The organism is Microbacterium sp. SORGH_AS_0969, assembly GCF_030818255.1.
GTDB lineage: Bacteria > Actinomycetota > Actinomycetes > Actinomycetales > Microbacteriaceae > Microbacterium.
In genome coordinates this window covers 403,822-427,216 of record NZ_JAUTAG010000001.1, presented here as the reverse complement: position 1 = coordinate 427,216, position 23,395 = coordinate 403,822, and the positions used below count along the sequence as shown (strand labels likewise).

Here is a 23,395-nt window from a genome sequence, read left to right as displayed (position 1 = left end):
ATCCCGCTTACGCGAGGACCGCGGTCGTGACGGAGAACCCGGCGATGAACTCCTTGATGGGCCGGTAGAACCGGGTATCCAGACGGTAGCGCCCGCTGGAGGCCAGGGCCGAGTATGCGGCGATCCACGTTCGCACCTCGTGCGAGGAGTTGCCGGCCGTCTCTGTCATCCACTTCGGGTTCCAGGCGTCGAAGGACGAGAGATCGCCGCTCTCCACGATGTCGAGGAATGCCTCATCCCACTCGGGGGCGAGATCCATGATGTCCGCTTCACCCGCTGCGAATGCGTGGGCGGCCGAGATGACGCGCTGTTGGCGGTCGTTGCGGGCTTCGGGAGTGAGATGCCGCCCCCCGCCCAACAGGAACTCACGCTGTTCGCGCGTGGCGGTCGCGATCCGAGGCACGGGCGGGTCGTGCGACAGGCCGCCCGAGGCGAGGAACAGCACGCGTTTGTCCGTGCCGGCGAAGTAGTCGCCGATGGCAGAGCCGAGCGCTCGCACTCGGGCGAGCGGGGTGAACGGGGGCGCGACCGAGTTGATGAAGATGGGGATGACGGGCTTCGCCGTGAGGGAGCCATAGAGGATCTCCAGCGGCTGGACCGCGCCGTGGTCGACCTCCATCCGCAAAGAAACCGCCAGGTCCACTCCCTGGTCCAGAACGGCTTCGGCGAGACCGCGGGCGATGTCAGTGGGAACGTCCAGCACGCCGGCCTGGCTGCCGTAGTCGCCGATGCTCACGGCTTCATACCCCAGGCAGAACGGGGGCATCAGTTCGTAGAAGAAGCCGTTGTAGTGGTCGGGCCCGAAGCTCACGATCAGCTCGGGGTCGAAATCGGTGACGAAGGCGCGTGCCGCGGCGAAGGCGCCCTCCACGGCCTCGGTGGTCTCGGGCCCGGGATCGACGAGCTCGAGCAGCGGGCTGTGTGACATGGCGGCGAGTGCGACCGGCATGATGGCTCCTTGTCTGAGGCGTTCGGGGCTACTGATCGGCGACGGATCGGCCGAGCAGAAAGTCCAGGTGCAGGCGGTTGAAGGTGTCGGTGTCCTCGTACTGAGGCCAGTGACCGCAGTTCTCCATCACCGCCAACCTCCCGTGGGGAATGAGGGAGGCTATCCGTCGCCCCTCGTCGACCGGGCCCGACGGGTCTTTCGTCGTCCACAGCACCATCGCCGGTGCCTGGATGGCGCGGAGGTCGTCGTCGGAGATCATGTTCCGCGCCCGCGTCTCGGGATCCTGCAGCGCCATGTTCATCTCGCACGCCATCAGCCAATCCGGCTGCTCGAAGATCATCTGGCGTGTGCGGATGAGATCGTCCGTCACCATGGTCGGGTCGGCCATCAGCCACTCCAGCCGAGTCCGTACACGCTCCCAGCTGGGATCGCGGGCGGCATCCATCGACAGCGTGTACAGCCGCTCCATGACCTTGGGGTTGGCCATGGTGCCGCCCATGGTGTTGAGCACGATCCGTTCCACCCGCTCGGGGTGCAGCTGGGCGAATCGGGCGGTCACCCACCCGCCGAGTGACTCGCCCGAGAACGACGCCTTCTCCGCGCCGATGGCGTCGAGGAAGCCGCAGACCTGCGCGACGTAATGAGGAATCTCGAGGGGATGCTCGGGCTTCGCGCTGTAGCCGTGGCCGATGAAATCGATGGCCCAGACATCGAAGTGCTCGCCGTGCGCCTGCAGGTTGCGCACGTACGCCTCCGCATGACCGGTGATGCCGTGCAGAAGCACGAGAGGCGGCTTCGACGCGTCGCCCGCGTGCAGATACCGAGTGCGGTACCCGCCGGCGTCGATGAAACCCTGGCTGAACTCGACCTGATTCAGATCGCTCCAGACGCTCGTGTAAGGACGGTCGGCCATCATGCCCTCGCCTTCTGTGCGTCGCGCTCGGCCACGAGGTCAAGGGCGACGTCGATGATCATGTCTTCCTGTCCGCCGATGAGACGGCGGGCGCCCACCTCGACCAGGACCTCGCGCGCATCGAGGCCATAGGTCTCGGCCGCACGTTCGGCGTGCCGCAGGAAGCTCGAGTACACCCCGGCATAGCCGAGACTGAGCGTTTCTCGGTCGACCTGCACCGCGCGGTCCTGCAACGGTCGCACGACGTCGTCCGCGAGGTCTTGGAGCGCGAACAGATCGGCGCCGGTCTCCCACCCCTGCAGTTCTGCCGCCGCAACGAACGGTTCGATCGGCGTGTTCCCGGCGCCCGCCCCCAGGCCCGCGAGAGATGCGTCGACCCGGTGCGCACCTTCCTCGACCGCCACGATCGAGTTGGCCACGGAGAGCGACAGGTTCTGATGAGCGTGCACGCCGATCTCGGTGGACGCGTCGAGCACATCGCGGTAGGCGCGCACGCGTTCTCGTACCCCGGCCATCGTCAGGCGACCCCCGGAGTCGGTGACGTACACGCAGTGCGCGCCGTAGGACTCCATCAGCTTCGCCTGCTGCGCGAGGGAACCGGGGTCGTTGAGGTGCGACATCATCAGGAAGCCCGAGACGTCCATGCCCCATTCGCGGGCGGCGGCGATGTGCTGGGCGGCGACGTCCGCCTCCGTGCAGTGGGTGGCGACCCGCACCGATCGCACGCCGAGGTCGCGGGCCCGGGCGAGGTCGTGCAGTGTGCCGATGCCGGGCAGGATGAGCGTGGTCAGCACCGCGGTGCGCACAGCGCCGGCCGCAGCCTCGATCCACTCCCAGTCCGTGTTGCTTCCGGCGCCGTACGTCAGGCTGCTGCCGCCCAGTCCGTCGCCGTGAGACACCTCGATCGCGGCGACGCCGGCCCGGTCGAGTCCTGCGGCGATCTGGGCGATGTTCGCCGGGGTGATCCGGTGCCGCAGCGCGTGCATGCCATCGCGGAGTGTGACGTCCTGGAGGTACACCGAGGTGGTCATGCGTTCACCTCGAGACGTGCGGACACCACGCGCTCGGCCACGCGAAGCGCTGCCGAGGTCATGATGTCGAGGTTCCCGGCGTAGGAGGGCAGGTAGTGCGCGGCCCCCTCCACCTCGAGGAAGACGGCCACGCGAGTGTAGCGACCGTCCGCGGGGGAGGGGAGCAGACCGTCGAGCTCGGCACCTTCGTCGGAGAACTGCACCTCCTGTTTCAGACGGTAGCCGGGGACGTAGTCGGACACCTCGGCCACCGTGGCCGCGATCGACTCGACGATGCGGTGCTTCGTGGTCTCGTCGAGACGACCCACGACCAGTTGCACGGTGTCGCGCATGATCATCGGCGGCTCGGCCGGGTTCAGGACGATGATCGCCTTGCCCCGCGCCGCGCGTCCTACCTCCTCGATCGCGCGCGCCGTGGTCTTGGTGAACTCGTCGATGTTCGCCCGCGTCCCGGGGCCCGCCGAACGAGAGGAGATGGATGCCACGATCTCGGCGTAGTGGACGGGAACCACGGAGCTGACGGCGGCGACGATGGGGATGGTCGCCTGTCCACCGCACGTGACCATGTTGATGTCGGGTGCGTCGAGGTGGGCGTCGAGATTGACGCACGGAACGACGTACGGGCCGATGGCGGCCGGGGTGAGGTCGACGAGCTGCTTGCCGAGCGCGAGCAGTCGTTGTGCGTTGTGACGGTGGGCGCCCGCGCTGGTGGCGTCGAAGACTACCTCGATCTGGTCGAAGTCGGGGTGAGCGATGAGGCCGTCCACCCCGTCGGACGTGGTGGCGATGCCCAGTCGACGGGCGCGCGCGAGCCCGTCTGATTCCGGATCGATTCCCACCATGACGCCCATGTCGAGCGTTTCGCTGAGTCGCAGGATCTTGAACATGAGGTCGGTGCCGATGTTGCCCGACCCGATGATCGCCGCTTTGGCCATCAGGAGTCCTTTCTGGGAGCGGATGCATCCACGGATGCCACGGGGGAGTGCGCGGAAGCGCGTACGGAGACGGAACCGAGGCCCGTGATCTCGGCTTCGAAGAGGTCGCCCGGGAAGACGGGGACCATCGGCCCGAGCGCGCCCGAGAGAACGACCTCACCCGCACGAAGCGGACGGCCCAGGCTGAGCGCCGTCTCGGCCACCCAGACCAGGGCGTTCCGGGGATCGCCCAGGCAGTCCGCGCCCGTGCCCGTCGAGACGATCTCGCCGTTGCGGCGCATCGTCATCGAGACCGCCACCGGCTCGAACTCGTCGAGCGCGAGGCGCGAGGAGCCGAGCACGAACAGTCCGCTGGACGCATTGTCGGCGATCGTGTCGACGATGGTGATGTCCCAACCGGCCACACGACTGTCGACGACTTCGAGAGCCGGAGCCGCGTAGGCGACGGCTCGCATGACCGCGGCGGGGTCCGGGTCGGGAACGTCCGCTCCGAGCACGAAAGCGATCTCAGCCTCGATGCGCGGCTGCAGGAGCGCGGATGTCGGCAGGTGGCCCCCGTCGGCGACCTCCATGTCGGCGAGAAGGACTCCGAAGTCGGGCTGCTCGACTCCGAGCTGCTTCTGCACCGCGGGGGAGGTGAGTCCGACTTTGCGTCCGATGCGTCGGTTCGCCGACGTGACCCGCGACATCAGGACGAGTTCCTGGATCGCATACGCGTCGGAAATGGAGTAATGCTCGAGCTCACGGATCGGCGAGCAGGGTCGTCCGGTCTCGGCGGCGATGCGCAGTCGTGCGGCTGCCTCGTCGATGTGCACCACGCTGGACTCCCTTCGGTGCCGCGATATTTCTCTTGCGACCCGGTCCACGGTACGGTCGGGAAACCCCATTGATCTATGACGTAGATTTGCAAAGTCATATAGTCGATTGACTATTTGTGCAGTCCCGGGCGAGGAGGCCCACATGTCCCCCGACAATCGCATTTCCCTACAGAAGCTCGAAGTCTTCAGCAAGGTCGCCGAACTGGGCGGGGTGCGCCGGGCAGCGGAGGAGCTCTACATCTCGCAGCCGGTCGTCAGCGCGCACCTTCGGTCTCTGCAGCAGAAGATCGGGGCGCGGCTGTTCCACCCTGAGGGTCGGGGCATCGCCTTGACCGAAGCGGGAGAACGCACCCTGCTGTGGGCGAACGAGGTGCTGCGCGGACGCCTCGACCTGGATAAGGATCTCGCCGACCTCTCCGACGGGCTCTCGGGTTTCGTGTCGGTGGGAGCGAGCATCACCGTGGGCAACAGCATCCTCACTCCGGCGGTCATCGACTTCAAAGTCGCGAACCCCGGAGTGTCCGTGCGGTTGGAGATCTCGGCGGTCGAGACCGCGTTGGAGCAGGCGCGTCTCGGCAGGCACGACTTCGCCATCGTCGCCACCGGTGCGGTGCTCGACTCGCGAGCCTTCGACTCCGAACTCGTCGCCGAGCCGCTGTGGGCGGTGATCGCCGCGGCGACGAACACCGAGATCCCCGACACGGTCACGCCGGAGCAACTGGCGAAGCTGCCCTTCGTCTGCCCGCCCGGCGGGATGGCCATCCGGCGCAGTCAAGACAACGCGCTCGAGTCGATCGGGGTCACCGACCGTCGGGTGGAGATCGAACTCGGAAGCGCTGAGTCGATCAAGCAGGCCGTGGCCGCCGACATCGGGGTCGCCATGCTGTGGCGCGCGTCGGTACAGGCCGACATCGAGGCGGGGACACTGCGCGAAGTGCGCATCGCAGGACAGCCCATTCGAGACAAGCTCTTCATCGTGCGGCGTATCGGAAGTCGGCTCACTCCCGTTCAGCAGCGCCTCCTCGACCGACTGCGTCTCGTCATCGACGAACGTTTGGGGGAGGAGACTGCTCGCGATTCGGCTATCGATGAAGGCGCGATTACGTCATAGTGCTATCACGCGGCTCCGTCTTACCGTGATGCGGTGTTGACAAGCCAGAACCCCACCTCAGTTGATCGCGCGCTCGATGCCGAGTCCGCCTGGGACGTCGTCGTCGTCGGGGCAGGCCCGGTCGGAATGACACTCGCGACCGAACTCGGCCTCCGCGGAGTGAAGACACTCGTGGTCGAGAAGGCCACGGAGACCACCACCAACCCCCGGTGCAATACGACGAACGCCCGATCGATGGAGTACTTCCGCCGTCAGGGCAGCGCCGACCGCATCCGCCGCGCCGGGCTGCCCCTCGAGCACGCGACCGACGTGGTGTACGTGACGACACTGGACTCCTACGAACTCACCCGCTTCGAGTTCTCTTCGAGTCAGGCGGTGCTCGACGGCTCGGCCCCCGAGTTCGCCGAGTGGCCGACCCCTGAGCCGCAGCACAGGATCTCGCAGATCTTCCTCGAGCCTCTGCTCGCGGACCGCTTGGCCGAGCTGCCGAGCGTCACGGTCGTGCGGGGCTGGGAGGCGACGAACGCCGACCAGGATGCCGACGGAGTCTCGATCACGCTCACCGCGACGGCGAAAGGCGATTCCCGCACGGTGCGGGCCCGGTACGCCGCCGGGTGCGACGGTGGGGCGAGTGTCATGCGCCGTGCCATCGGCGCCCGTCTGCGGGGGGATGCCGAAGCTGCCGAGCGCCGCCTCTCGATCTACTTCCGGTCCGAGGAGCTCGTTCCGCTCCTGAAGAATCCGGGATGGATGTACTGGTGGTACGGGCCCGAGCTTCGCGGTTCCTTCCTCCAACTCGACGGCGAGTCCCTCTTCCTCTGTCACGCTCGCGTGCCGGAGGGGATGGAGCCCGAAGACCTCGACCCCGATCGGGTCCTCGAAGCCGCCATCGGTCGCCCCATAGCCCATGAGAAGCTCCAGGTCATCCGCTGGACTCCGCGCCGCCTGGTCGCGGACTCCTTCCGCCAGGGACGGATCGCCCTGGCCGGTGACGCGGCGCACCTGTGGCTGCCCCTCGGCGGGTTCGGCATGAACACCGGCATCGCCGATGCGGTCGGGCTCGGCTGGCGTCTGGCGGCACTGCTCTCCGGCGTGGGGACGGACGCCCTCCTCGACGACTATGAGGCGGAGCGGCAGTCTGTCGGCGAGGCGACCTCTCGGGCAGCTTTGAAGATCGATCGCGACATGTCCGCCATCGGACGCGATCCCGAACTGCACGCGGCGTCCGAGCGGGGGAACGCGCTGCGCGCGGAGGCAGGCCGGCTCATCCAGCTGATCGATCGTCAGCAGTGGCACAGCCAGGGAGTGCAGTTCGGTTCGAGATACGAGCACTCGGCGGGCATCGTTTCGCCCGAGTCCGCCGATGCGACGGCGATCGCCGCCATCGACACGTACACGCCGTCCGTGCGGGCCGGCTCGCGGCTGCCGCACGTCTGGAGGACCGACGGCTCGTCCCTCTTCGACGCGCTCGGACGCGACTGGACCCTCATCACGGTGGGCGACACCGATGCGGAGCCCTTCCGCGCCGCGGCACGGAGAGCGGGCGTCGCGCTGGAGATCGTCGCCCTGGACGACGAAGAGGCCGAGGGGACATTCGACGTCCCCGCCGTCCTGGTGCGGCCGGACCTCTACATCGCCTACAGCGGCACTTCCCCCGACGACCCGGATGCGATGTTCGGCCGACTGCTCGGCTCCGCGCGCACCGTCGACCGGGACGTCGAGGAAGACCGTCGCGTGGGCGCGGCGTGACCCCTCGCCCCCCCGCTCGCTCATGGAGATCAAAGGAGACACCACAATGAGCACAACCAAGCCCAAGATCCCGATGTACGTCGGCAAGGACAGCACGGAGCTCCGACGCGTGCTGACCTCGAGCTACGTGGGCAGCATGATCGAGTACTACGACTTCGTGCTCTACGCCGCCGCATCCGGGCTCATCTTCAACCGGCTGTTCTTCAATGATCTGCCTCCCGCCGTCGCCACGATCGCGGCTTTCGCGACCTTGGCCGTCGGCTTCGTGGTGAGGCCCCTCGGGGCGATCATCTTCGGATACTTCGGCGACCGCGTCGGACGCAAGTCGGTGCTCGTGCTCACGATGAGCATGATGGGTGTCGCGACGGCGCTGATGGCTGTTCTTCCCACTCGCGATCAAGCGGGGGTGCTCGCCCCCGTGCTTCTCATCGTGCTGCGCATCGTGCAGGGGCTCTCGGTCGGGGGTGAGTGGGGCGGTGCTGCGCTCATGGCGTTCGAGCACGCGAACCCCCGGCGACGTGGATTCGCCTCCGTGTTCGCCACCGCGGGACAGCCGAGCGGCTCCCTGCTGGCGGGCGTCGTGCTCGCCTTGTTCGCACTGATGCCCGAGGACCAGTTCCTCAGCTGGGGCTGGCGCGTGCCCTTCGCCCTCAGCGCCGTCCTGGTGGTGTTCGGTCTGTGGATCCGTGTGCGCGTCTCCGAGTCGCCGCTGTTCGTGGAGGAGCAGCGTCGACGCGAGACCGCGACCGAAAAGGTGCGCCCGCCCCTGATCGAGGTGCTGCGCCGACCCGGCGCGCTCATCCTCGCCTTCGTCGCACTGCTGGCACCGTTCCTCTCCTTCACGCTCTCCGGTGCCTTCGGGATCACCTACGGCGCCGCCCACGGGTTGACGACCTCGAGCGTGCTCTTCATCTCGTCTGCCGGGTCGCTCGTCTGCATCATCGGCGAACTCCTCTTCGCCGCCCTCTCCGACCGGGTCGGGCGCCGCCCGGTGATGATCGGTGGCGTCATCGCGGGGGCCGTGCTCGCGTGGCCGTTCTTCGCTCTGCTGCAGACCGGCACCGCGGGGGGAGCGTTGCTCGCCTTCTCTCTCATCAACGGTCTCGCCATCGGAGCCACCTTCGGTCCACTCGCGGCCTTCATGGGCGAGCGCTTCCACACCGGCTCGCGGTTCACCGGTCTGTCGCTGGGCTATCAGCTCGCTGCGACGACCGGCGGCGGCTTCGGCCCGCTCATCATGACCGCCCTCATCGCCGGCGACCCGGGCGACGTGGCTCCCATCGTGTGGTTCGTCGCCGGGGTGGCCGTGCTGAGCATCATCGCGCTCGTGTTCTCGAAGGAGCGTGCCGTAGAGGCCCCGCCGCTCGGCGGGAGTGAGGAAGGCGCCGCGACCTCGCACCTGACGCGTGCGTCCCGCCATCGCGTCGCGCACTCCGCATCCGGCGAGGCCGCCCGGTGAGCGCATCGCCGACGATCCACGGCGTGTCTGCGTTCAAGGACCCCGACGTCGAGGTCGAGCGTCTGCCGGGCGGCGTGATCGAAATGCGCTCGCGGCACGAGCTCTCGGCAGCGCCGGTCACGACCTTGCACTGGTTGCGTCGGTGGGCTCGCAGGACGCCGCACTCCGTCCTGCTCACCGAAGTTGCACCCGATGGGGAACGACGCGCGCTCGATTACGCGAGCGCCTGGTCCGCCATCGCGCGGACCGCGGTGGGCCTAGCCGAGCAGGGAATCCAGCGCGGCGAACGGGTGGCCGTGATCGCGACCAACAGCATCGAGTCGTTCATCTACGGCCACGCGATCATGCTGGCAGGCGCGATGTGGGCGCCGATCGCGCCGCAGTACCTCCGCCCGGGCGCCGACCCGGCGCGCATCGCCGGAGTGCTGGACGTCGTCGATCCCGCGCTCATCGTGGTACCGGATCCTGCGTTGCACGCGGGACTTCCTGACGGGCGGATCGCGGTGACGAGCATGCGTCCCCGCGGCGAGCACACTCGTGATCGCGCGCACGACGTCGGCGACCAGCTGCTCGCCGTGGCGCAGGACGACGACGCCGTCAAGCTGCTGCTGACCTCCGGGTCGACCGGTACGCCGAAGGCCGTCGTCTACACGCATCGGATGCTCGTCAGCAACATGCGGGCCACGGCCGACGTGTGGCCGTTCGTGACGGATCACGCGCCGGTGCTGGTGGACTGGCTGCCCTGGAACCACGCCTTCGGGGGCAACGCGAACATCGACATGGTGCTCCTCGGGGGAGGCACCCTTCACATCGATGATGCGCACGGTCGTCCCCAGGAACTCGTTCGAACGATCGCCTCGATCACGGAGTTCTCGCCCACGTTCCACGCCGCTGTCCCTGCCACCTTCCACGCCCTCCTCTCGGTGTTGGAAGCCGATGACGCGTTTCGACGGGCGTTCTTCGCCCGCTCCGACGCGCTCTTCTCCGCCGGAGCCGCGATGCCGATGACCACGTTCCACCGGCTGCGCGAGTTGTCGCTGACCGTCCGAGAGCGGCCGGTGCCTGTGCTTACGGGCTGGGGATCGACGGAGGTGGGGCCGGCGGCCACGACCGTCCACACCACCGACAGCGAACCCGGGCACATCGGGCCCCCGCTGCCCGGAGTGACCGTGCGGCTGGTCCCGGTGGCCGACAAGCTCGAACTGCGGGTGAAGGGGCCCGGCGTGATGCCCGGATACTGGCGAGCGCCGGATCTAACGGCCGCGGTGTTCGATGGCGACGGCTTCTATCGATCGGGCGACGCCGGCGTCCTCGTGGACGAGGACGACCCGGGTCGCGGGTTCCGCTTCGACGGCCGCATCGCAGACGACTTCAAGTTGGCCAACGGGTCATGGGTGAACGTCGACCGCCTGCGCTCGAGCCTGCTCGCCCAGGGCGGTGCAGCGGTGCGCGACGTCGTCGTCGCCGGACCGGACCGTCCTCACCTCGTGGCGGTGTTCTGGGTGGAGGAGGGCGCACGAGTGGACGTCGACGCCGTCATCGGCGCTCACAACGCGCACACGTCGGGGCAGACCAACCTGATCCGGGCCGCCGCCGTATTGCCCGGGGAACCGCCGGCAGACCTGCTCTCGCCGAAAGGGCTGATCAAACCGGCCCCGTTCCGCGTCGCCTCGGTCGGACTGATCGACGCGCTTTATCACCTCGATGCCGTCGGGGCGAAGGAGGCCTCATGATCACCGTCGATTCCGCGGGTGAGCTCCGTGAGCGGGTGGGAAGCGTGCTCGGAGAGAGCAGCTGGGTCACGGTGCCCGCTGAGCGCATCGCCGCCTTCGGGAAGCTCACCGGTGACGAGCATTGGATCCACGTGGACCGTCCGCGTGCGAAGTCGGAGGGGCCGTTCGGCGACGTGCTCGCGCACGGCTTCCTCCTGCTCAGCCTCGTCACCGGTCTCGCCAACGAGTGCTACGCGGTGCGCCGGGCGCAGCGCTGGACGAACTACGGGCTGGACAGGGTGCGGTTCACCGCGCCGGTCACGCCCGCGGATTCGCTGCGGCTGCGGTTGACGCTCGACTCCCTCGAGGAGACCTCGGCCGGTTATCGGCTCGTCCTCGGCTGCGTCCTCGAGCGGAAAGGCTCGGATCGCCCGGCGATGATCGCCGACTGGATCGTCTTGATCACCGAAGGAGACTCGCGATGAGCGACTACGTATCGATCGGCCAGGAGGGCACGTTCCTCGACCACATCGGTGGCATCGAGTGGAGTGCCGCACCGGACGCGATCGGCATCCGCCTCACGGTGCGATCGGCCCATGTGAACCCGAACGGCACCGTGCACGGGGGACTCATTCTGACTCTTCTCGACTTCACGCTCGGTGCGGAGGTCGAGCGCTCGCTCGGTGCGGGCCAGCAGGGGCATCCCATCACGATCCAGCTCTCCAGCAGCATGATCGGCGCTGCTTCCCTCGGCGAGACGCTGCTCGGCTCGGCCCGGGTCACCGCGCGCACCAAGACCATGAGCTTCGTGGCGGGGGAGATCACCTGTGATGGCCGCCTGATCGCGTCCGCGACAGCGGTGTTCCGCAACCCGCGGACCGCGTGAAAGGAACAGCGATGACCCCCTCTCGAACGACAGCGCACATCATCGACACCCATCACCACGTGGGCGAACTCGCTCTGGGAATGGGAGAAGAAGGGACGACGGTCGACGGGGCCAGCATCCGGCCGGTCGAGGTGCACGCTGCGATGCTCGATCAGTTCGGTCTGACCGCCGCCTGTGTCCTGCCCGGCTTCCAGTACGACCGCAGCGAGGGAATCGCCAGCACGCGCGCACTCAACGACGGCATCGTCGCGTATCGCAACAGTCTGCCCAGCCGATTCCCCCTCGCGCTCGGCACGGTCGAACCCCTGCATCGCGATTCGCTCTGCCGAGACGAGGTGGCGCGACTCGTCGACGAATGCCGCATCGACGGCCTGGCGTGGCACACCCGCTACCAGGGCGTGGCGCTCTCCGACCGTCGGATGCACGTCCTGATCGATCTCGCTACCGAACACGGACTGCCCTGCTACCTCCACCTGTTCAGCGAGTCGGGTCTGGAAGCTCCGTGGTCGCTGTTGGATCTGGCGACCGCGCATCCGGATGCCACCCTCGTGGCGCTGGACGGATTCTCCGGTGCCACGCAGATCCGCTACCTCTTCGACATTGCGGAGCGTTGCCCCAACGTGCTTTTCGACACCGCCATCTGCTTCCCCTTGCTCCGCCCCCTCGACGAGTTCGTCGGGCGGTTCGGCTCGGAGCGGCTCCTGTTCGGAACCGACTCGTACGCGCAGCCGCTCCTGTACAACACGCCATCCGTGATGCACGAACTCCTGGCATCCGACATGCCGCAAGAGGACCTCGAGAACATCATGTGGCGAAACCTCCTCCGTGTCTTCCCACAGGCGGCGACGCGGCTCACCCTCACCGACCCCTCGTCCTGACCTCGAATGGAGAGACCATGAAAGCCGCTCGTTTCCACGCCGCGCGAGACCTGCGCGTCGAGGACGTCCCCGAACCCGTCCTCCGACCTGGCGCCGTCATGGTCGACATCGCCTGGTGCGGGATCTGCGGGAGCGACCTGCACGAGTACCTCGTCGGTCCGAACTTCATCCCCCATCCGGGACACCCGCACCCGATCTCCGGCGAGGAGCCGCCGATCATCATGGGCCACGAGTTCTCGGGTACCGTCAGCGCGGTCGGGGAGGGCGTCACCGACCTCGTCGTCGGCCAGAACGTCGTCGTCGAGCCCTACATCATCCGCGACGACGTGCCCATGGGACCCGATGACGAGTATCAGCTGTCGCCGGACACGAACTTCGTCGGGCTCGCGGGCCGCGGCGGCGGATTGAGCGAGAAGGTCGTCGCCGACCGGAAGTGGGTCCACCCCATCGGGGACATCCCCCTCGACCAGGCCGCCCTCATCGAACCGCTCGCGGTGGCTCACCACGCGGTGACGCGCAGCGGTGCCGAGCGGGGTCAGACCGCTCTGGTGGGCGGGGCGGGCCCGATCGGCCTCATGACGGCAGCCATCTTGAAGGCCAAGGGCCTGAACGTGGTCGTGTCGGAGATCAATCCCGCGCGCAAGGAGAAAGCGCGGGTCGTCGGCGTGGATGCCGTCTTCGATCCCTCGGAGACGGATGTCGCCCAGGCCGTCCGCGATCGCACGGGCGGTCGCGGCGCCGATGTCGCGTTCGAGTGCACGAGTGTCCAGCCCGTGCTCGACATGCTGATGGATGCCGTGAAGCCCACCGGCACCATCGTCAACGTGTCCGTGTGGATGACGCCGGCAGCCGTCGACATGGAGCGTGTCGTCATAAAGGAGATCACCTTGCGCGGATCCATGGCCTACGCCCACGACCACGCCGCTGTCATCGCCCTCATCCAGGAGGGATCCATCGATCTGACCCCGCTCATCACGAGCCGGATCGCTCTGGAGGATGTCGTCGAGCAGGGCTTCGAACGACTCATCCAGAACAACGAGACCGAGGTGAAGATCCTCGTCCATCCGTGATCGTCCGCTGAAGACGTCGATGGCCGCCTCGGGAGAGGCGGCCATCGACGTTTGCGGCAGCGGGGCGGGGGCGGCTCAGCCCGCTCGTACCTCGAGCTCGGAATGCCCGCTCAACGCGTGCCACGTGCGGTTGTGGTAGACGAGGGGGGCAGCCTCGGAGTCCTGCTCCCCGTCACACGATGACCCTGTCTCAACCACGTGGACGATCACGATCGTCGATGTGCCCGCCACCGACGTCGATACGACATCGGCCCTCAACCATCGGGTGGTGGTCGGGAAGTAGGGCTCGCCGGTGGGCAGGCGGCTCCACAGCGACGTGTCCGCGAAGCGGTCGATACCGCTCGTGGCGCAGAGCTTCGCCGCCCACAGATCGCGCGAGCCCAACAAATGCACGACGACCGAGCTCGCCGCCGTGAGCGTGGGAGAGCTCGACGAGTCCTGAGAGACGGAGAACACCACCAGCGGTGGCTGGGCGCTCACGGAAATGACCGAGGTGGCGGTGAGACCGACGGGCCCGGTGCCGTCGTCGGCCGTGATGACGGCGACACCCGCGGGATACCCGCGGAACGCGGCGCGGAACTCGTCGGCGCTGACGGCCGCCGACGGCCGAGACTCGACGTGCGCCTGGATGGTGCCCGCTTCCGCGGAGTACCAGCCCCGGGACTGAGCGAACGCGAGCATCGCCTCGAACGACGTCGTCCATGCGGTGTCGTCGTGAGCATGGTGACGGATCCACCCCGAGTCGATGACGGGCTGCGCAACCCCGTAGTCGAACGAGCCGGCGCGGGCACGCCGAAGGGCGTCATCGATCTGTGCGCGTGTCGCACCCTCCTCCGCCTCCACGTGCAGCCGATCGAAGACGTCAGCCTCGACCAGCTCCACGCCCGCCGGGTCGCCGGTGCTTCCGATTCGGATGATCATCGCCGTCACGCCTTCGCAGCGACTTCGGCGCCGTACTTCTCGGTCATGTGCGAGATCGCCGCCAGGTGCTGCTTGGTCTGCTCCTCGCGCATGGCCGCAGTGTGCGCCTGGGACGCCGCGGCCGCGGCGAGGTGCCCCTGGAACGCCGGGATGACGTGACGAGCGAAGAGCTCGTACGAGGTGAACGTCGCCGCCCGATCCGCCCAGTCGTTGCCGAAGACGAGCAGAGCGCCGAAGCCGCCGGTCTGCTTCTCGAGGCGTTGGATCTGTCGCACGGCGTCGTCCGGGGTGCCGATCACGCCGATGCCGTTGTCGTTGATGAAGTCGATCATCTCGCGGACGTTCTCGCCCTCGACCGCCATCTGGGGGAAGGCCACGACATCCTTCCAGTAGCGGAACCACTCCTCGATGCCGTAAGCGACGTCCTTGTAGGCCTGCTCCCGGGTCTCTGCGAGATGGAACAGCGTCGCCAGACGCCACTGGTCGCGCGAGACGGTCTTGCCGTACTCCGCGGCCCGTTCCTGCTGGATGCCGAAGGCGTGCGCGAGCGCATCGAAACCGTCGGAGGTCATCGTGGCGCCGATCGAGAACAGCCCGAGGCCGTGCATTCCGGCCAGCCGCGGTCCCGTCGGGGAGACGACACCGGCCGCGACGATGTCGAAGAGCGGCTCCGAGTACGGCGCCAGCTGGAGCCGCGCATCGACGAGGGTGTGGGTCTTGGTGGTCGCGGTGACCGTCTCGCCTCGCAGAAGACGCAGGATGATGTCGATGTTGTCCGAGAGCAGTTCGCGGGTGTCGGTCGGGGTCAGCCCGATCATCGACGAGTCGGAGGGAAGCGACCCGGGCCCGACGCCGAGCATCACACGTCCACGTGTCTGGTGGTCGAGCTGGACGAAGCGGTCGGCGACCCAGAGCGGGTTGTGGTAGCTGATCGAGGTCACGCCGGACCCGAACTTGATGCGGCTGGTGACCTCCGCGGCAGCGGCGATGAAGATCTCCGGGCTGCCGATGATCTCGCTGCCCCCCGAGTGGTGCTCACCGATCCATGCTTCGTCGAAGCCGAGCCGATCGAGATGCTGCATCAGTTCGAGGTCCTGGCGCATGGCCAGGGTGGGGTTGATCTTCGAGGAGTGCAGCGGGGTCTGCACGATTCCGAAACGCATGCGCGTCATGGTGAATCCCTTTCTTCACGTCGTCGTGGTCTCACCAGTGTCGGAAAGGTGCAGGTGTCGCTGAAGTGGTCGAAAGTTACCTGTGTCGGCGGGTGCCGACAAGCAGCGCGAGCTGCGTGCGCGAGCGGAGTTGGGTCGCCAGGAGGATCGCGCTGACGTACTTCTTCACCGTGCCCTCCGTGAGATTGAGGCGCGCCGCGATCTCCGCGTTCGAGAGGCCGTCGGCGACCAGGCGCGCCACCTCTTGCTGCCGCGGCGCGAGCGAGGAGAGTCGATCGTGAGAGAGGTTCGGCGCATCAGCGGGGGCGAGCGCACGGCTGAGGGCATTGAGAGGTCCGGCGAGGCGCCGGAGAGCGGCCAGTTCCTGCTGCTCGCGCAGCGAGGGCTCGGTCTTGAAGATCCCGACGACGGCTTGCCGCCCCCCTCCGGCGTCGAGGTGAAGCGCCGTGGCCGCGCGGAAGCCGCCGGGGTACAGGTAGCGGTGCAGGTACTCGTGAGACCGGTGCGAAAGCCGGCCGAGTTCGCCGAGCCCCGCGACTCGCGTGCGCCGGAGCAGTGCCGCCGCCTCCGGTGAGGCGAACACGTCGCTCCGGTACCAGCCGTCCTGGTAGGGCGCGAGCATTCCCACGGAGCTCCGGGTTTCGAGTGGGTGCGGGTCCGCCCAGATGGCGGCGAACGATGAACCGGTGAAGAACGTCGTCGTTCGGAGCCCGAACCGCCGCCCCAGGGATTCCAGAAGCGCCTCGCGGAAGCTCGCGAGATCGCGCGCGGGATCGCAGTCGGACAGGACGCCGAAGATCCGGTCGTAGTCGATCGACGACAGGTCGTCACCCTCGATCACACGCGCTCCAATCGTCATCGAGCGCCGGTGGACTGCGTCTGGGCAGACGGCGTCGCGGTGGGGGTGGCATCCGTGCGAGTTTCGGCCTGCGCTCGAGCGTCAGCGGCACGTTGCCGGCGCGAGGGCCGGCGCCGCGCCGAGATCCGGTCACCGAGGACCGCGGCGACGAGGATGACGCCCGTGATCACCTGCTGCCAGAAACTCGCGATGCCCGCGATGCTCAATCCGTTCTGCAGGAGGGCGATGAAGAGGACGCCCAGCGCCGTACCCACGACGCTGCCGAGGCCTCCCAGCAGGCTCGTCCCCCCGAGGAGCACCGCCGCGACCGCCAGGAGCGGCAGGCTCGGGTCGACTTGAGGCGTCGCGGCGCCGACGCGAGCGCTGGAGAGCACCCCGGCCACACCCGCCAGCGCACCCGACACCGAGTACACGAGCACGATCGTCCGGGTCGTCTTGATGCCCGAGAGTCGGGCGGCCGAGAAGCTCCCGCCGACGGCGAACACGTCGCGGCCGAAGAACGTGCGCCGCTCGAGATAGAGGAACAGCGCGAACACCACGATCATCAGGCACACCGGGTACGGGATGCCGAGGAGCCCGCCGCCGGACAGTTGCGAGAAGAGCGGATCGGTCAAGTAGAACGACTTGCTGTTCGACCACAGGTTGACGATGCCGGTGATGGTCGTCATCGAGGCGATCGTGACCACGAAGAACGACAACCGCAGCCACCCGATGAAGAGGCCATTGGCCACAGCGCCGACGACGGCACCGACCACGACGCTCGCCGGGAGCGCGAGCGCCGCCGGCAGTCCCGCTTCGACGGCTTTGGCGAGGAAGATCCCGGTCAGGGCGGCCGTCGCCCCCACCGAGAGATCGACGCCGCCGGTGATGACCACCAGGGTCATCCCCATGCTGACCACCCAGAGCGGCGCGGCCGCGGTGAGGACGTTGGCGATGTTGCCGGCGGTGAAGAACACCGGTTGGGTCATCGCGAAGATGAGCAGCATGGCGATCACGAGGAACAGAACCGGCCGGAACAGCCTCGTTCCCGCCCAGACGCGCGCCAGAGCGGGCGGTGCGGCGGTGGTCGGTTCGATGGTCATAGGTGGCCTCCAGCCAATCGGGTGATGAGGGGTTCGGTCGCATCTGCCGCAGCAACATCGGCGACGATCACGCCGGCGTGCATGACGAGGATGCGATCGCACAGTTCGAGGAGTTCGTCGGTCTCGGACGAGCTGACCAGGAGCGCGGTGCCCCGGTCCGCCGCGTCACGCAGGAGGGAGTGGATCTCGTGCTTGGCGGCGACGTCGACGCCGCGCGTCGGTTCGTCCAGCAGCAGGACCGACTTCTCGGCGCCGAGCCACTTGCCGATCGCGACCTTCTGCTGGTTCCCGCCGCTAAGCGAGCCGACCGTGGAGCCGAGGTCGGGCGCCTTGATCGACATCCGCTTCGCCAGCGTCGCGGCGGACGCGGTGTCGGTAGCCCGCGGGGCGCCGAGGCGCCGACGGTCGCGGGTGCTGACCATCAACAGGTTGTCGACGATGCTGCGCTGCAGCACCACCCCTTCCGTCTTGCGATCCGGGGGGAGGTAGCCGGCACCAGCCGAGATGGCCTCATCCGGACGGGAACCCGCCAGCGATGTGCCGTTGAGCGCGACGTCTCCGGTGAAGGGGCGTGAGCCGAAGAGGGACTCCAGGAGCTCGCCCCGCCCGGCACCCGTGAGACCGGCCAGGCCGACGATCTCGCCCGCCTGCACCGTGAGACTCACATCGGTGAAGGCGCGGGGTGAGCTCGCGCCGCGCACCTGGATCCGCGGGACGGCTTCGGGAACCGCCGCGCGGCGGCTCCGTCGTCCTGCGGGGCGGGAAGCCTTCGGCGCTCCGACCATGGCATCCACGAGCGTGGCCTGGTCGAACGCCCCGGTCGGTCCGGTGGCCACCGTGAGTCCGTCGCGGAGCACGGTGATCTCATCCGAGAGTTCGAACAGCTCCGGGAGACGGTGGCTGACGAACACCGTCGAGACGCCGTGCCCCTTCAACCGCCGGACCGCGGCGAACAACGATCGAACCTGGTCGTCGCTCAGCGAGCTCGTCGGCTCGTCGAGGATGAGGATCGAGGTCTCGATCGAGAGCGCTCGTGCGATCTCGACCATCTGGCGTTGGTCTGGACGCAAGCGCGACACGGCGATGGTCGGGTCGTAGTCGAGGTCGAGACGTGCGAGCACATCGCGGGCGCGACGGTTGGTCGATTTCCAGTCGATGCCCCACCAGGAACGTTCGAGCCGACGGCCGAGCAGGATGTTCTCCGCGACGGACAGGTGCGGTGCCAGGGCCGACTCCTGTGACACCATCGCGATGCCGTGCGAGAGCGCATGGGCCGGATCGCGGAGCTCCACGCGTTCCCCGTGCAGCGACACCGCGCCCGAGTCCGGGCTGACCTGCCCGGACAGCACGCCGAGCAGCGTCGACTTCCCCGAGCCGTTCGCGCCGATGAGGCCGTGCACGCTGCCGCGTTCGGACACCGCGAAGTCCACGCCGCGCAGAGCGTGGACCCCGCCGAAAGATTTCGTGATGCCCGTCAGATTCAAATGACTCATTCGCGCCCTCTCCAGTGAGGTCGATCAGCACGGTGGCTGCAACGCGACCGAATGTAGGGGAAGAAACCGCCCAGGTCTCTGACGAAGTTCGTCACGGATCGATAGTCAAAGCGTGAACGATGCCGACGTTCATCCGGCACGACTTCGGCTATCAATGGCGGTCGAACTATCTCATGGTGTGTGCGACGAGGCCTGACCTAGCGTGGGGCGTCATCATCACTCAACGAGGAGTAGGCAGCAATGACCCGACCCCGCCGCGTCCGCTTCGGCGCCATCATCGCCGTCACGGCAGTAGGTATCTCTCTGGCCGCGTGCAGCACAGCTTCCGCCCCGGCAGGCACCGCCGGCGATTCGACCGCCGAGTTCGTCGACGTGCCGTATGACGGCCCGGAAGCCGGCTACCCGGACAGCTTTCCGACGCCGGAGAAGGTCCCGGGGCAGTCGTTCGTCGTCGGCTACCTCAGTCCGTTCGACGCGTACCCCGTCACGCACTACCAGCAAGAGGTCGCCCAGAAGGTCACGGAGGAACTGGGCGGCACCATGATCGCGAAGGACGCCAATCTCGATGCCCAGCTGCAGGTGACCCAGTTCGACGAACTCCTCACACAGGGTGTCGACGTGATCGTCGGCTACCCGCTGAACCCCGAATCGTGGAGCAACTCCATCGAGAAGGCGAACAAGGCGGGCGTGCCCGTGGTGGCGTTCGCGACGCCGTGGGACTTCACTCAGCAGCCGATCCCGGGCGTCTCGGCCTCGATCGGCAACGCTTACGACGATGAGGCCTATGCGATCGTCCGAGCGGTGGCAGAGAAGAAGCCCGGTGCGACATTCGCCGTGCTCAATGTCGGTCTGCCGATCCCGTCCTTGCAGTACGTGGGCGATCGGCAGGAGTACTGGGGCGAGAAGTTCGGGCTGAAATTCCTCGGCCGGGTCGACGCACAGACCGACAATCCCGCGGGGGCGGCCACCGCCGCGAGTGACATTCTCACGAAGTACCCGAATGTCGATGCGATCCTGACCTACAACTCCCTCGCCGCGATTGCGGCCGGCAATATCGCCAAGGGCAAGATCATCACCGGCATGAATGCAGGATCGGTCACCGATGTCGAGTCGGTGAAGAACGGCGCTGTGACATTCAGCTACTTCCTCGACTCGGACGCGCTGAGCACGCAGGCCATCTACGCGGCCTACGACATCCTGACGAAGCAGGGCGGAGAGCTGCCGCCGCTGATCAACATCAAGGGCACCGTCATCAGTAGCGACAACGTCGACAAGGCCAAAGGTGTCTGAGCCGCGCTGGTTCGACGGCAAAGCGGGGCTCGTGACCGGTGCCGCCAGCGGGATCGGGCGCGCGAGCGCTCTCGCTTTCGCCGCTGCCGGCGGGTCCGTCGTGGTGGCCGATCTGGAACGCGCCCGGCCAGGGGGCGAAGAGACGGTTCGGCTCATCATCGCGGCGGGGGGTGAGGCGAGGTTCGTGCCCGTGGATGTCGCCCAGGGCGAGGACGTCGAGCGTCTCGTCGATACGACGATCGCGACGTATGGACGGCTCGATTTCGCCCATAACAACGCCGGCACGGTCGCCGAGGGATTCACCGCCGACGTGGAGGAGGAGGCCTGGGACCGGGTCTTCGACGTCAACATCAAGGGGGTGTGGCTGTGCATGAAGCACGAGTTGCGCCATATGCAGGACCACGGCGGCGGCGCGATCGTGAATACAGCCTCCGTCTCGGGGCTGACCGGCACGGCGCTCACCAGCCCGTATGTCGCGACGAAGCATGCTGTGGTCGGGCTGACCAAGGTGTCGGCCGGCGAGTATGCCAATCTCGGCGTCCGCATCAACGCGGTGGCCCCGGGAGCGATCTGGACGCCTCTCATGCAATCGGCGCCGGAGCCGTTGCAGCAAATGATGTTGGCGCCCCAGCCGCTGCACCGTTTCGGCACGACCGAGGAAGTCGCTGAGGCCGTCACCTGGCTCTGCTCGCCCAAAGCGTCCTTCGTAACCGGTGTGACGCTGCCGGTCGATGGAGGATTGCTCGCGACGCCTGGTTCGTACAGCCCGTTCCTGAGTCCCTCGCTGGGGGATCGCGGGGAGGCGTGAGCATGCGGTCGCCATGACGTGCCCCTCCGGGGAGGGGCCCGAATGCCACGGCATCCGGGCCCCGAAAGAGGGCGGCGATCAGCCCAGCAGCGCCTCCACCGGCCCTCGGGCGAAGAAGACGACGAAGCCGGCGGCGACGATCCACAGCAGCGGGCTCACGCGGCGGACGCGGCCCGACAGCGACTGGATGAGCACCCAGCTGACGAAGCCCGCGCCGATGCCGTTGGCGATCGAATAGGTCAGGGGCATCACGGTCACGGTGAGGAACACCGGAATGAGCACGGACATGTCGCTGAGGTCGACGTGGCGGATCTGCGCCATCATCAGCGCGCCGACGATGACCAGAGCCGCGGCGGCGATCTCGGTCGGAACGATGCTGGTCAGCGGGGTGAAGAACATCGCGAGCAGGAACAGGCCGCCGGTGACGACGTTCGCGAGGCCCGTGCGGGCGCCCTCGCCGATGCCCGAGCCCGACTCGATGAACACGGTGTTCGACGACGACGAGGTCGCTCCACCCGCCACCGCGCCGATGCCCTCGATCACCAGGGCGGAGCGCAGACGGGGGAACGTGCCGTCGGGAGCGGCGAGACCGGCTTCGCGGGAGAGGCCGGTCATCGTGCCCATCGCGTCGAAGAAGTTCGTGAAGACGAGCGTGAAGACGAGCATGAGGGCCGCGAGGGCGCCGATGCGGCCGAACGAGCCGACGAGGTCGACCTGGCCGACAAGAGAGAGGTCGGGCAGGCTCACGAGCTGCGCAGGAAGCGTCGGAACGCTCAGGCTCCAGCCGCCCGGGTTGACGTCGGAGCGGGCGCCGAGGTGCGCGACCGCCTCGACGATCACCGCGATGATCGTGCCCGAGAGCAGACCGATGAGAAGTGCCGCCTTGACCTTGCGCACCAGCAGCACGGCGGTAACGACGAGCGTCAGCACGAACAGCGCGGTCGGGATCGTCGCGATCGAGCCCTCGACACCGAGGCCCACCGGCGGCGAGCTGAGCCCGGTCGAGGTGACGAGTCCGCTGTCGACGAAGCCGATGAAGGCGATGAAGAGGCCGATGCCGACCGTGATCGCCGTCTTGAGGGCGAGCGGAACGGCCTCGAAGATCATCCGGCGGAGGCCCGTGACGGCGAGCAGCACGATGATGAGGCCGTTGATGACGACGAGTCCCATCGCCTCGGGCCACGTGACCTCGCCGACGATGCCGACGGCGAGGAACGAGTTGATGCCGAGGCCCGCGGCGAACGCGAACGGCAGGCGGGTGACCAGGCCGAACAGCATCGTCATGACACCCGCGGTGAGCGCGGTGACCGCGGCGACCTGGGGGAAGCCGAGGGCGTTGCCGGCGACGTCGGGGGTTCCGGACAGGATGATCGGGTTCAGGATGACGATGTAGGCCATCGTCACGAACGTGACCACGCCGCCGCGGACCTCGGCGCCGACGGTCGAACCGCGGGCGGTGATCTCGAAGAACCGGTCGAGGCCGTTCTTCGGTTCGGGGGCGGCCGTGGTCTCGGGAGCAGAAGCGCTCATGAAGGCTCCAGAAAAAGGGGGAAGGGGCTAGACCGGAGGGGAAGACGCCGACGTATCGTGGGAGACATGTCGCTCTCAGGAGAGTATCTGCCCAGCACCAGCGAGTGGGCCCGCCAGCAGGCCGAGGCGTTCGAGGCCTCGGGAGGCCGGGAAGCCGCCGAGCTGCGGGGCGTACCCATCATCGTCCTCACCACGGTCGGGGCCAAAACCGGAGGGCTCCGCAAGACCGCGCTGATGCGGGTCGAGCACGACGGAAAGTACGCGGTCGTGGCATCCAAGGGTGGGGCTCCCGCGCACCCCGCGTGGTTCTACAACCTCGTTAAGAACCCTCGCGTCGCGCTGCAGGACGGCGACGTGAAGAAGGAGTACGACGCGCACCAGGCCGAGGGGGCCGAGCGCGAGGAGTGGTGGGGCTACGCGACCGAGGTCTGGCCCGACTACGACGAGTACCAGAAGAAGACCGAGCGCCGCATCGAGGTGTTCGTGCTGGAGCCCGTCGAGTAACGGGTTGCGGTGGCTTCGACGGGCTCAGCCACCTCGGTGGAGGTCCCTGAGCTTGTCGAAGGGTCCGGGCGTTCTGCGGGTTGCGGTGGCTTCGACGGGCTCAGCCACCTTGCTTGCGGGCGCGGCCACCTCGCGCGTCGGCTCAGCCACCTGGGCGGAGGTCCCTGAGCTAGTCCAAGGGACCGGATGCCGCTGGCGAAACCTCACACCACCGCCACCGCCGCG

At 67.8% G+C, this 23,395-nt stretch carries 22 protein-coding genes; 11 read left to right on the top strand and 11 right to left on the bottom strand.

Features of this window, described 5'->3' with window-relative positions:
* Positions 1-7: 7 nt before the first annotated feature.
* Genes QE388_RS01865 through QE388_RS01845 form a run of 5 tightly spaced genes read right to left on the bottom strand, consistent with a single transcriptional unit; the run spans position 8 to position 4,646 of the window.
* On the bottom strand, positions 8-949 hold the full coding sequence (locus tag QE388_RS01865; RefSeq protein WP_275801142.1) for a 3-carboxyethylcatechol 2,3-dioxygenase: 942 nt from the start codon (positions 947-949) through the stop codon (positions 8-10).
* 28 nt (positions 950-977) lie between these two features.
* Positions 978-1,862 carry an alpha/beta fold hydrolase gene (locus QE388_RS01860; RefSeq protein ID WP_275801144.1) on the bottom strand — a complete coding sequence of 295 codons (885 nt, stop codon included), beginning with the start codon at positions 1,860-1,862 and terminating at the stop codon, positions 978-980.
* Positions 1,862-2,893 (bottom strand): 4-hydroxy-2-oxovalerate aldolase, encoded by a 1,032-nt coding sequence (dmpG, locus tag QE388_RS01855; RefSeq protein WP_275801146.1) that lies wholly within the window; start codon positions 2,891-2,893, stop codon positions 1,862-1,864. The genes QE388_RS01860 and dmpG overlap by 1 nt, the downstream gene beginning before the upstream one ends.
* Positions 2,890-3,828 (bottom strand): acetaldehyde dehydrogenase (acetylating), encoded by a 939-nt coding sequence (locus QE388_RS01850; protein ID WP_307382543.1) that lies wholly within the window; start codon positions 3,826-3,828, stop codon positions 2,890-2,892. The genes dmpG and QE388_RS01850 overlap by 4 nt, the downstream gene beginning before the upstream one ends.
* A complete protein-coding gene (locus tag QE388_RS01845) occupies positions 3,828-4,646 on the bottom strand; it encodes a 2-keto-4-pentenoate hydratase (RefSeq protein WP_307382542.1) in 819 nt (272 codons plus the stop codon). Before QE388_RS01845 ends, QE388_RS01850 begins: the two co-directional genes overlap by 1 nt.
* Before the next feature lie 142 nt (positions 4,647-4,788).
* Here QE388_RS01845 and QE388_RS01840 point away from each other — a divergent pair, with 142 nt between their 5' ends.
* Genes QE388_RS01840 through QE388_RS01805 form a run of 8 tightly spaced genes read left to right on the top strand, consistent with a single transcriptional unit; the run spans position 4,789 to position 13,511 of the window.
* A complete protein-coding gene (locus QE388_RS01840; protein WP_275801150.1) occupies positions 4,789-5,757 on the top strand; it encodes a LysR family transcriptional regulator in 969 nt (322 codons plus the stop codon).
* A gap of 33 nt (positions 5,758-5,790) precedes the next feature.
* Positions 5,791-7,506 carry an FAD-dependent monooxygenase gene (locus tag QE388_RS01835; protein ID WP_307382540.1) on the top strand — a complete coding sequence of 572 codons (1,716 nt, stop codon included), beginning with the start codon at positions 5,791-5,793 and terminating at the stop codon, positions 7,504-7,506.
* A 46-nt stretch (positions 7,507-7,552) separates the two neighbouring features.
* Positions 7,553-8,965, top strand: coding sequence for an MFS transporter (locus QE388_RS01830; RefSeq protein WP_307382538.1), 1,413 nt, complete (start codon positions 7,553-7,555; stop codon positions 8,963-8,965).
* A gap of 23 nt (positions 8,966-8,988) precedes the next feature.
* On the top strand, positions 8,989-10,698 hold the full coding sequence (locus tag QE388_RS01825; RefSeq protein WP_307382536.1) for an AMP-binding protein: 1,710 nt from the start codon (positions 8,989-8,991) through the stop codon (positions 10,696-10,698).
* Entirely contained in the window at positions 10,695-11,162 is a 468-nt protein-coding gene (locus QE388_RS01820; RefSeq protein ID WP_275801157.1) for a MaoC family dehydratase, read from the top strand. The genes QE388_RS01825 and QE388_RS01820 overlap by 4 nt, the downstream gene beginning before the upstream one ends.
* Entirely contained in the window at positions 11,159-11,563 is a 405-nt protein-coding gene (locus QE388_RS01815) for a PaaI family thioesterase (protein WP_307382534.1), read from the top strand. Before QE388_RS01820 ends, QE388_RS01815 begins: the two co-directional genes overlap by 4 nt.
* 11 nt (positions 11,564-11,574) lie before the next feature.
* Positions 11,575-12,441, top strand: a complete 867-nt coding sequence (locus QE388_RS01810) for an amidohydrolase family protein (protein WP_275801161.1) — start codon at positions 11,575-11,577, stop codon at positions 12,439-12,441.
* Between the two features lie 17 nt (positions 12,442-12,458).
* Entirely contained in the window at positions 12,459-13,511 is a 1,053-nt protein-coding gene (locus QE388_RS01805) for a 2,3-butanediol dehydrogenase (RefSeq protein ID WP_275801163.1), read from the top strand.
* Between the two features lie 75 nt (positions 13,512-13,586).
* On the opposite strand, the gene QE388_RS01800 is transcribed toward QE388_RS01805, so the two are convergent.
* From QE388_RS01800 to QE388_RS01780, 5 genes are all read right to left on the bottom strand, one after another.
* A complete protein-coding gene (locus QE388_RS01800; RefSeq protein WP_307382531.1) occupies positions 13,587-14,432 on the bottom strand; it encodes a flavin reductase family protein in 846 nt (281 codons plus the stop codon).
* A 5-nt stretch (positions 14,433-14,437) separates the two neighbouring features.
* On the bottom strand, positions 14,438-15,604 hold the full coding sequence (locus QE388_RS01795) for an LLM class flavin-dependent oxidoreductase (RefSeq protein ID WP_307382529.1): 1,167 nt from the start codon (positions 15,602-15,604) through the stop codon (positions 14,438-14,440).
* A gap of 76 nt (positions 15,605-15,680) precedes the next feature.
* Positions 15,681-16,445, bottom strand: coding sequence for a LuxR C-terminal-related transcriptional regulator (locus tag QE388_RS01790; protein WP_307382527.1), 765 nt, complete (start codon positions 16,443-16,445; stop codon positions 15,681-15,683).
* A 14-nt stretch (positions 16,446-16,459) separates the two neighbouring features.
* Positions 16,460-17,545, bottom strand: coding sequence for an ABC transporter permease (locus QE388_RS01785; protein WP_307382525.1), 1,086 nt, complete (start codon positions 17,543-17,545; stop codon positions 16,460-16,462).
* Entirely contained in the window at positions 17,542-19,038 is a 1,497-nt protein-coding gene (locus QE388_RS01780; protein WP_307382524.1) for a sugar ABC transporter ATP-binding protein, read from the bottom strand. Before QE388_RS01780 ends, QE388_RS01785 begins: the two co-directional genes overlap by 4 nt.
* Positions 19,039-19,278: 240 nt before the next feature.
* Between QE388_RS01780 and QE388_RS01775 the strand changes: the two genes are divergently transcribed.
* Positions 19,279-20,328, top strand: a complete 1,050-nt coding sequence (locus QE388_RS01775; protein WP_307382522.1) for a sugar ABC transporter substrate-binding protein — start codon at positions 19,279-19,281, stop codon at positions 20,326-20,328.
* Positions 20,321-21,136, top strand: a complete 816-nt coding sequence (locus tag QE388_RS01770) for a glucose 1-dehydrogenase (RefSeq protein WP_307382520.1) — start codon at positions 20,321-20,323, stop codon at positions 21,134-21,136. Before QE388_RS01775 ends, QE388_RS01770 begins: the two co-directional genes overlap by 8 nt.
* A gap of 78 nt (positions 21,137-21,214) precedes the next feature.
* Here the strand turns inward: QE388_RS01770 and QE388_RS01765 are convergent, their stop codons facing one another.
* Positions 21,215-22,666, bottom strand: a complete 1,452-nt coding sequence (locus QE388_RS01765) for an NCS2 family permease (protein WP_307382518.1) — start codon at positions 22,664-22,666, stop codon at positions 21,215-21,217.
* A 66-nt stretch (positions 22,667-22,732) separates the two neighbouring features.
* Here QE388_RS01765 and QE388_RS01760 point away from each other — a divergent pair, with 66 nt between their 5' ends.
* Positions 22,733-23,170 carry a nitroreductase family deazaflavin-dependent oxidoreductase gene (locus tag QE388_RS01760; RefSeq protein ID WP_307382516.1) on the top strand — a complete coding sequence of 146 codons (438 nt, stop codon included), beginning with the start codon at positions 22,733-22,735 and terminating at the stop codon, positions 23,168-23,170.
* The last annotated feature ends 225 nt before the right edge of the window (positions 23,171-23,395 follow it).